Source organism: Candidatus Epulonipiscium sp. (assembly GCA_012519205.1).
Taxonomy (GTDB): Bacteria; Bacillota; Clostridia; order Lachnospirales; family Defluviitaleaceae; genus JAAYQR01.
The window spans coordinates 39061-47049 of the sequence record JAAYQR010000021.1; the positions used below are offsets into that span (position 1 = coordinate 39061).

Sequence of the window (7989 nt, forward strand, 5' to 3'; positions counted from 1 at the left end):
CTCACTTTCTTTCATATAATTTAAACATCGGCTAGGTTCCTATATAATTGTTATTCTATCATATAGATTTTTTTAAATCTATGGTATTAATGGTTAATCTGTGCTATAATATTCACAAATATTTCTAAATAAAGGGGGTATTGGGATGGACTTTGGATTTATTCATTCACTTGACACTTCTAGAAAACTTTGGAACATTAAAATCCAAGGAGAAATAGACATCTATAATTCTGCACAATTTAAAGAAAAGTTATATGAATTACTTGAAAAAGAAAAACTAGACCTACATATTGATTGTGAAGACTTAGAGTATATTGATAGCACGGGTCTGGGTTCTTTAGTTTCTGTTCTTAAAAAAGTAAAACAATTCGACGGCAATATTCATTTATCCCATCTTAAACCTAGCGTAGCTAAAATATTCAAAATCACAGACTTAAATAAGGTTTTTATGATAGAGGGTGTTATTTATGAGTAAGCATGTACACCCATCTATCGACCAAGATGTAATTGAATTAGCCCTTCCGTTAAATCCCGCTTATGTATCTGCTGCAAGATTAACCGCTTCCTCCATCGCCAATCGCATGGGTTTTGATATAGAAGCTATAGAAGATATCAAGGCTGCTGTTTCGGAAGCTTGTACATACCTTATTAAACAAAACCAGTTAGATAAAAAAAGACATAATACTTTTAAAATACAATTTATGTTAAAAGATGAAAGCCTAGAGATAGAATTAACTGCCAAAAAAGACGAAGATAGCATAGGATATGAAGAGGATGGATTAGGGATTTTGATGATAGAAGCCTTGATGGACTATATTTCCTTATCTAATAAAACTGACCCTAATGTACATATATTGATGATAAAAAGACTTAAGTAGTTTTCAAATGAAAGTGGTATTAATAATGCCACTTTTTTAATCTCAGATAAAACTTGCATTAATAGCAATAATAGTACACCGGGATATAAGATTAATTAGTCTTTTGAATAAAAAATAGGTGAAGGTGATTTAATGAAGATAAAGCTATACGAAAAAACTTTTTCAAGCCAATTGGACCTAGTTAAACCACTTTTAAGAGAAATTATGAACTATCTTTCCCGCTCTTTTCCTTCCTTATCACCAGAGGATTTCTTTGATTGTAAGTTAATCTACAATGAATTGTTAGTTAATGCTGTAATCCACGGGAATGAAAATGATAAGAATAAGCATGTATCGGTTGTGATTGAAATACTTAATAAAGATAGCTTTTCTTCCATCATTACCGACGAGGGAAATGGGGTTGATTATGAAAGCCTTATTAATGAGATATCTTCTTCCGATAGACTCTTCCTTGAAAGAGGAAGAGGCATCCAGTTAGTAAAATCTCTGACTAATGAACTATACTACGATTCCTCTAGAAACCAAATTTATTTTTTAAAAAGGATGAATCAAATTGGATACAATACTAGTTGTAGATGATATAGAGCAAAATGTTGAATTAATAAGCCGTTATCTTATTAATTCGGGTTACAATGTGATTACTGCAAATAATGGAGCATCCGCAATAAAAAAAGCGCAGATGCTTCATCCTGATTTAATTATCTTAGATATCATGATGCCTGGAATAAGTGGGTATGATGTTTGTAAGACTCTTAAAAATGATGAGGATACTAAATATATATCTATCTTGGTTGTAACAGCCTTAGATTCAAAAGAGACTAGGGTAAGGGCTCTTGGGGTAGGGGCCGATGATTTTATAACCAAATCCTTTGATAAGTTAACCCTACTTTCTAAAGTTAAGTCCCTCTTAAGGATTAAACACTTAAGCGATCAACTAAAAAAGCAGTATTCAGAACTTCAAGAAAAAAATAATATTACGGATTATCAACTTAAAATGGCCCGTCAAATCCAAAGAGCCCTAATCCAAGAGGCGAATTTCTCAGTGAATGATGTAAAATTCACTAGTAAATATATGCCTGCTCTAGATATAGGGGGAGATTTATATGACATTATAAAACTAGATGAGGATTCCGTAGGAGTTTTTATTGCCGATGTTTCTGGCCATGGGATTTCAGCTGCCCTTCTTACTTCTATGATTAAAATGCTCTTTAGAAGTTTGATACCTTCCTACCCAGAACCTAATAATCTTTTATCTCAGATGAATAATGAATTTAGCAATGTATTTATTAATAAAATCAATGATGTATATGCTTCTGCGTTTTATGCAAAAATCGATACCAAAGCTAAAAAAATATATTATTCTAATGCAGGGCAGTCTCTTCCTTTATTTGTCAAATCATCTACCCATACCGTAGAGGAGCTGGCAATTAATGGGCTTCCCATTGGCCTTATGGATGATGCTTCCTATGGCTTAAAGTCCGCTTCCTTTGAAGAGGGAGATTTCATTTTATTTTATACCGATGGACTTTCCGATTGCCTTTATAAGAATTCTCCTGAAGAATTCACACAGAAACTAAAAGAACTTCTCCTAGAATACAAAGAACAGCCATCGGAAGAAATCATCGATTCCATATTAGGTCAATTTTATAATTCCAATAAATCCTCTAAGTACGAAAATGATGATGTAAGTATAATAATATGTAAAATATAAAGGACCTTTTCGGGTCCTTTATATTTCAGGCTTAATGTATAACAGTATTTCTTTGACCTTTCCTTTTATATCAGTTACCATATTAGCTTTGACCATAACATGATGGTATTTATTTTCTTTATCTTTTATACTGAGTTTACCTTCCCTATAGTCGCCCCTTCTTATTATCTCTTTTAATTCTTCCTTTATTATTTCCGGATTTTCGAGATATTCAGGGAAATATCTTCCTTTCATTTCGTCCTTAGTAAATCCCAAAAGATTAGAGGTCTGTTCATTAATTAATGTGATAAATCCTCTGTTATCCATAGACACAATAGCATAATCCTCAATATTATTTACGATGGTATTTAAAAGCTCTGATGCTTCTTTTATCTTTTCCTCCAATTCATTGTTCATATTTTGTATAAGCTGGTTTTGAAATTGTAATTCCTTTAAGGTTTTTTCGATTCTCCCATAAGTCATTGTGTTATGAATTGCCATTCCAAGATAGTATCCTACCGATCTTATAACTTCTATTTGTTCCTCCCCGTAATCATAAACACTGGCCAATACTAATGTTCCTACTAATTCATGTTGGGCACAAATAGGAACAATCATTATAGCTTTTGGCTTAATCGTACCCATAAAAGTTTTACCTATATATATGGTATCATCAGGGATATCCCTGATGATTTGTATCTTTTTATCTTTAGCTGCCTGCCCCATAAATCCTTCACCTATTGATATATCGAATTCTTTATATACATTTTTTGTAAATCCTAGAGATGACTTTATTTCTAATTTATTTGTGGCAGAATTAACTACATAAAAAGCGCCCCAATTACTTCTCGTACCTTCTATAATTCTGGGTATAAGATCCTCTAATAATCCTTCCAATTGGATATTCACCGATAGAGTTTTTACAATCTTAAATATGCTCTCTTTTATTCTAATTTGATCCTTGTGATGGATACCTAGAGATTCAAGGGCATCATAGATAGGCTTTAAGGTTTTAGAAGGGACATCATCTAGTTCTTCCCCCTTAGAGACTTTTTCGATGCTTTCTATTAATTTCTCCACCTGTTTTCTCGTATTGGTTTTATATATCCACCAAATAACTGTAAAAAATACAATAATAATGACACTTCTACAAATTAATTCAATAAGCACGCTCTCACGCTTCTTCCATTTATTCTTCTAAACAATCTTTTAACCCCCTGAGAATAGGCATGTCTGTTGAAAGAAAGACATATCCTACTCCCCTTTGAGTGGCAAAGGATTGTATTTTATTCTTAAAATCTTCTAATACCCTTTTGTAATGCTTGATTTTATCCTCTGTTATCTCAACACTTTTAGAACTCCTATTTTCTTTATCAATAAGTCTGAAGTTTCCCCTAAGATTTGGATTTATCTCTTCTGGAGATAAAATATGAACCAAAACCACCTGTTGCCTCTTATATTGTAGGATTTTAACTGCTTCCTCATACCCATCTTCTGAGAAAAAATCAGAAATAATAAAGGAAATTCCCTTGGTTATAGGCCTATTTTTAATATTCATTATAGAAGTTACTAACTTTGTGCCATTATCTACGGGAAGCTCATCTAAAAATGTTACTAAATCCAAATATATGTTTTTTGTTTGTATGTTCCTTTTTTCCTTATTGATAATCTTCCCGCAACTAAATAGGTTGACGATATCAGTATTTTTTAAAGCAATATATGATAAGGCAGCAGCCAACTGCTTTGCGTAGAAAAGTTTATTTACTTTTCCGCTATCCATAGAAGTACTGCTGTCTAGAAAAATATTAATAGTCCCTTGTTTTTCTTCCATAAAAAGCTTTAGAAACAATTTATCAAAACGCCCATAACTATTCCAATCAATCCTTCTTATATCATCCCCTAAGGTATAGGGTCGAAAATCCGAAAACTCTAATGACATTCCCCGAGCTTTAGAGCTCCTAACTCCACTATAGCCGTTTAAAAGAAGAGTTTCCATCCTAATAGAAAAGGTTTCCAATTGTCTTAAAAACTCTTTATCTAAGACGTCTACTAATTTTGGCATGTTTATTTTCCTTCCCTTAACACTTCTAATATCAAGTCATCTGCAGTAATTCTATCTGCCAAGGCTTCGAAGTTAAGAAAAATACGGTGCCTTAAAGCGGGAGATAAAACAGCCTTAATATCATCAAAGGAGACATTAAACCTTCTATTAACCAAAGCATAAATTCTTGCGGCTGTAATGATTGCTTGAGCACCCCTTGGACTAGGCCCATAGTGAACATATTTCTTGATCATATTAGGGGCATCTCCTGATTCAGGGTGGAGCTTTAACAATACTGTCATAGCATAATCCCTAACTGCCTTAGCAATAGGTACCTCCCTTGCTATTTCCCCCATTTCCGTTAAATCTTCCTTGTTGCAAACTTTTACTGTCTCCAATACCTTTGAACCTGTAGTTAAATCTACGATTTGAGATAATTCCTCTTTATTTGGAAACTTCACATCTAGCTTAAAAATAAATCTATCCATCTGGGCTTCTGGAAGCGGATATGTGCCCTCCATCTCCAGAGGGTTTTGTGTTGCCAAAACAAAAAAGGGATTAGGTAGATTGTATGTATTATTGCCCACGGTAACGGTTTTTTCCTGCATGGCTTCTAACATAGCACTTTGTGTTTTAGGTGTGGCACGATTAATCTCATCTGCTAAGACGATGTTAGAGAAGATAGGTCCCTGCTGAAATTGAAATCCACTGCTTCCATCAGGGTTTTTGACGATAATATTAGTTCCTATGACATCTGCCGGCATCAAATCCGGGGTAAACTGAATCCGAGAAAATCTAAGGTCTAAAACATTTCCTATGGTCTTTACTAATTGGGTTTTGCCTAAGCCGGGAAGCCCTTCAAGGAGTACATTCCCTCCTGAAATGATTGCGACAAGAACGTTTCGTATTATATCATCTTGCCCTATTATGCTCTCCCCTATGACCCTTTCTATCTCCATAAATTTATTTGAAAAGCCTTTTATCTTACTTTCATTTATATCCATGTCAACCACCATTATTTATTAGTATAGTCTAATATCATTGTATCTAACTAAAAAACATTAGTCAATAAAAAGCCCTATTTATTATAATAAATAGGGCTTTTTATCATTAATCTTGTGTAAATGGTAAAAGAGCTATATGCCTTGCTCTTTTTATAGCAATCGTCAGAGCACGTTGGTGCTTTGCACAATTTCCTGTAATTCTTCTTGGAAGAATTTTACCTCTTTCAGAGATATACTTTTTTACTTTGTTTACTTCTTTATAATCAATTGTATTTATCTTATCAACACAAAAATTACAAACTTTTTTCCTTTTACGGATACGTCTTCTCTGCATTGTCATCCTAAACCCTCCTTTATGAATTACCTAGAATGGTAAATCCTCATCTTCTAAACTTTCATTGATTGGATAGAAACCTTCCGGTTCATCTTTAAAAGGGGCTGAATTATTTTGTTGGGATTGTCGACTTTGATGAGATTCAAAAGAAGCTTTGCTTTCTGCAAAATATTGTTCCTCTACTACCACTTCGGTTGTCCATCTTTTTTTGCCCTCTTGGTCATCCCATGAGCGAACTTGAATACGCCCTACAATCGCTACCATCTGTCCTTTTTTAAAGTACTTTTCAGCGAATTCTCCTGTTTTACCAAAAGCAACAACATTAATAAAATCTGCATCCGGTTCTCCATCACGTTTAAACCTTTTATTAACTGCTAAAGAATATCTAGCTATTGCCAACGGTTCTGCACTTTGCGAGTATCTTACCTCTGGATCTCTGGTCAGTCGTCCCATTAAAATAACCTTATTCATACAATACCCCCTTAACTTTGGGAATCTGAAATGTTTACACTTCCAATTATAACCACTAAATAGATGTTTAATCATTAAATATTATTTTAATGCAATTAATCTTCTTGTTTTATGAACATGTATCTAAGTACAGAATCCATAATACGAATGCGACTTTCAATTTCTTCTGGAGCATTTGCATCAGCCGTGAAGTAAATAAAGTAATAAAAACCTTCATTAATTTTATCGATTTCATAGGCTAATTTTCTTTTACCCCAATCATCAATATTATCCATAGTTCCACCAAATCTTGTTATATACTTTTGAATTCTTTCTAATTCAGAGGCTTTTGATTCCTCGTCAAGAGTTGGAACTAGAACAACTGATAATTCGTATTTGTTCATCATGAACACCTCCTTTTGGACTTTGGCCCTGTTTGTTTACAGAGCAAGGATATTTATACTTACAATCTAATATATTACCATAAAACCTGAGAAGATACAAGGTTTTTTTATAGATTGTCTTTTTCTTCTATATTTTTTTTTCTATCTAGAATCTTTTTTACGCTTTTTTCGAATTTGGCTCTTGGTAGCATTACCAAATGGCTGCATTTCATACAGCGGATCCTAAAATCTATTCCTACCCTAAGAACTTCCCATTTGTTTTCACCGCAGGGGTGGGGCTTTTTCATTTGAACAATATCACCTATATAAAATTTCATATTTACCTCCATCCTTCATCTAAACATGCCCTCTAAATTATGATTCTTAGTATCAACTTATATCTATAATAAATGTAACCGCGAATAATTTCAACAAATAAATAGATTTCATATCCTATACTATCTGTGGTTATATTTTCTAAAAAGAATATCTATATATATATAGATATCCTTTTTAAATCATCCAGAAATACGGGGGGCTACAATGAATTGGAAACTTTTCTTCTCTGCTTTTATTACCTTATTTATTGCTGAATTAGGAGACAAAACACAATTAGCTGTATTTTGTATGAGTGCTGATAAAAAACAGCCGATTCCCATATTTTTAGGTGCTTCTTTGGGATTAATACTTGTTACATTCATAGGGGCATTTTTCGGCGAATATTTATCCAAATTAATTCCACAGCATATTATAAAGCTTGTTGCTGGTTGTCTATTTATTGGAATTGGAATATTTGTTTTGAAGGAGGTCTTTTTTGAAATGTCGAAATAAAAGAACCGTAGAAATAATACATTCTACGGTTTTTAAGGCGCCACCCGGATTTGAACCGGGGAATAAAGGTTTTGCAGACCTCTGCCTTACCACTTGGCTATGGCGCCATATTTTATTTTATTAAATTCTGGCAGCCACCTACTCTCCCAGGTAGTCTCCCACCAAGTACCATCGGCCGTCTATGGCTTAACCGTCATGTTCGGTATGGGTATGGGTGTTTCCCATAGACGCATCGCCACCAGAAATATATGAATGACCCATAGGGGACTCGAACCCCTGTTACCGCCGTGAAAGGGCGGTGTCTTAACCGCTTGACCAATGGGCCCTATGTATGACTCCCCGAGTAGGATTCGAACCTACGACCCTCCGGTTAACAGC

The 7989-nt window shown here is 34.0% G+C and carries 12 protein-coding genes, 2 tRNA genes and 1 rRNA gene; 5 read left to right on the forward strand and 10 right to left on the reverse strand.

Going from position 1 to position 7989, the window contains the following annotated elements; translation table 11 throughout:
• Window positions 1-145 precede the first annotated feature (145 nt).
• From GX308_06785 to GX308_06800, 4 genes are all read left to right on the forward strand, one after another.
• Complete coding sequence (locus GX308_06785) at window positions 146-475, forward strand: STAS domain-containing protein (GenBank protein NLK21779.1); 330 nt, start codon at window positions 146-148, stop codon at window positions 473-475.
• Complete coding sequence (locus tag GX308_06790) at window positions 468-878, forward strand: histidine kinase (protein NLK21780.1); 411 nt, start codon at window positions 468-470, stop codon at window positions 876-878. The genes GX308_06785 and GX308_06790 overlap by 8 nt, the downstream gene beginning before the upstream one ends.
• A 132-nt stretch (window positions 879-1010) precedes the next feature.
• Window positions 1011-1457 (forward strand): ATP-binding protein, encoded by a 447-nt coding sequence (locus GX308_06795; GenBank protein NLK21781.1) that lies wholly within the window; start codon window positions 1011-1013, stop codon window positions 1455-1457.
• Window positions 1432-2589, forward strand: a complete 1158-nt coding sequence (locus tag GX308_06800) for a SpoIIE family protein phosphatase (GenBank protein NLK21782.1) — start codon at window positions 1432-1434, stop codon at window positions 2587-2589. The genes GX308_06795 and GX308_06800 overlap by 26 nt, the downstream gene beginning before the upstream one ends.
• An 18-nt stretch (window positions 2590-2607) precedes the next feature.
• Here GX308_06800 and GX308_06805 read toward each other — a convergent pair whose 3' ends face one another.
• The 7 genes from GX308_06805 to GX308_06835 form a co-directional block, all read right to left on the reverse strand.
• A complete protein-coding gene (locus GX308_06805; GenBank protein NLK21783.1) occupies window positions 2608-3738 on the reverse strand; it encodes a GAF domain-containing protein in 1131 nt (376 codons plus the stop codon).
• Between the two features lie 19 nt (window positions 3739-3757).
• Complete coding sequence (locus GX308_06810) at window positions 3758-4630, reverse strand: DUF58 domain-containing protein (GenBank protein NLK21784.1); 873 nt, start codon at window positions 4628-4630, stop codon at window positions 3758-3760.
• Window positions 4631-4632: 2 nt separating this feature from the next.
• Window positions 4633-5613: a MoxR family ATPase gene (locus tag GX308_06815; protein NLK21785.1), complete on the reverse strand. Its 981-nt coding sequence runs from the start codon at window positions 5611-5613 to the stop codon at window positions 4633-4635.
• Window positions 5614-5719: 106 nt separating this feature from the next.
• The gene (locus tag GX308_06820) at window positions 5720-5953 is read right to left on the reverse strand and encodes a 30S ribosomal protein S18 (protein ID NLK21786.1); all 234 of its coding nucleotides are present in this window, start codon (window positions 5951-5953) and stop codon (window positions 5720-5722) included.
• 24 nt (window positions 5954-5977) lie between these two features.
• On the reverse strand, window positions 5978-6418 hold the full coding sequence (locus tag GX308_06825; protein NLK21787.1) for a single-stranded DNA-binding protein: 441 nt from the start codon (window positions 6416-6418) through the stop codon (window positions 5978-5980).
• A 95-nt stretch (window positions 6419-6513) separates the two neighbouring features.
• Window positions 6514-6801: a 30S ribosomal protein S6 gene (locus tag GX308_06830; GenBank protein NLK21788.1), complete on the reverse strand. Its 288-nt coding sequence runs from the start codon at window positions 6799-6801 to the stop codon at window positions 6514-6516.
• Window positions 6802-6908: 107 nt separating this feature from the next.
• Window positions 6909-7130: a DUF951 domain-containing protein gene (locus tag GX308_06835; GenBank protein NLK21789.1), complete on the reverse strand. Its 222-nt coding sequence runs from the start codon at window positions 7128-7130 to the stop codon at window positions 6909-6911.
• A gap of 193 nt (window positions 7131-7323) precedes the next feature.
• On the opposite strand from GX308_06835, the gene GX308_06840 reads away from it, so the two are divergent.
• Window positions 7324-7611: a TMEM165/GDT1 family protein gene (locus tag GX308_06840; GenBank protein ID NLK21790.1), complete on the forward strand. Its 288-nt coding sequence runs from the start codon at window positions 7324-7326 to the stop codon at window positions 7609-7611.
• A 35-nt stretch (window positions 7612-7646) separates the two neighbouring features.
• On the opposite strand, the gene GX308_06845 is transcribed toward GX308_06840, so the two are convergent.
• The 3 genes from GX308_06845 to GX308_06855 all read right to left on the reverse strand — a co-directional run bounded on the left by GX308_06845 (window position 7647) and on the right by GX308_06855 (window position 7936).
• Window positions 7647-7718: transfer RNA gene (locus tag GX308_06845), tRNA-Cys, on the reverse strand.
• Between the two features lie 18 nt (window positions 7719-7736).
• Window positions 7737-7854: ribosomal RNA gene (gene rrf / locus GX308_06850) — 5S ribosomal RNA — on the reverse strand.
• Between the two features lie 10 nt (window positions 7855-7864).
• Window positions 7865-7936, reverse strand: a tRNA-Glu gene (locus tag GX308_06855).
• Window positions 7937-7989: the final 53 nt, after the last annotated feature.

Excerpts from the sequence above, each read along its gene's own strand:
- GX308_06815 (NLK21785.1), bottom strand. The coding sequence starts at position 5,613 with ATGGATATAAATGAAAGTAAGATAAAAGGCTTTTCAAATAAATTTATG.
- GX308_06840 (NLK21790.1), top strand. The coding sequence starts at position 7,324 with ATGAATTGGAAACTTTTCTTCTCTGCTTTTATTACCTTATTTATTGCT.
- GX308_06790 (NLK21780.1), top strand. The coding sequence starts at position 468 with ATGAGTAAGCATGTACACCCATCTATCGACCAAGATGTAATTGAATTA.
- GX308_06820 (NLK21786.1), bottom strand. The coding sequence starts at position 5,953 with ATGACAATGCAGAGAAGACGTATCCGTAAAAGGAAAAAAGTTTGTAAT.
- GX308_06795 (NLK21781.1), top strand. The coding sequence starts at position 1,011 with ATGAAGATAAAGCTATACGAAAAAACTTTTTCAAGCCAATTGGACCTA.
- GX308_06825 (NLK21787.1), bottom strand. The coding sequence starts at position 6,418 with ATGAATAAGGTTATTTTAATGGGACGACTGACCAGAGATCCAGAGGTA.
- GX308_06835 (NLK21789.1), bottom strand. The coding sequence starts at position 7,130 with ATGGAGGTAAATATGAAATTTTATATAGGTGATATTGTTCAAATGAAA.
- GX308_06810 (NLK21784.1), bottom strand. The coding sequence starts at position 4,630 with ATGCCAAAATTAGTAGACGTCTTAGATAAAGAGTTTTTAAGACAATTG.
- GX308_06785 (NLK21779.1), top strand. The coding sequence starts at position 146 with ATGGACTTTGGATTTATTCATTCACTTGACACTTCTAGAAAACTTTGG.
- GX308_06830 (NLK21788.1), bottom strand. The coding sequence starts at position 6,801 with ATGAACAAATACGAATTATCAGTTGTTCTAGTTCCAACTCTTGACGAG.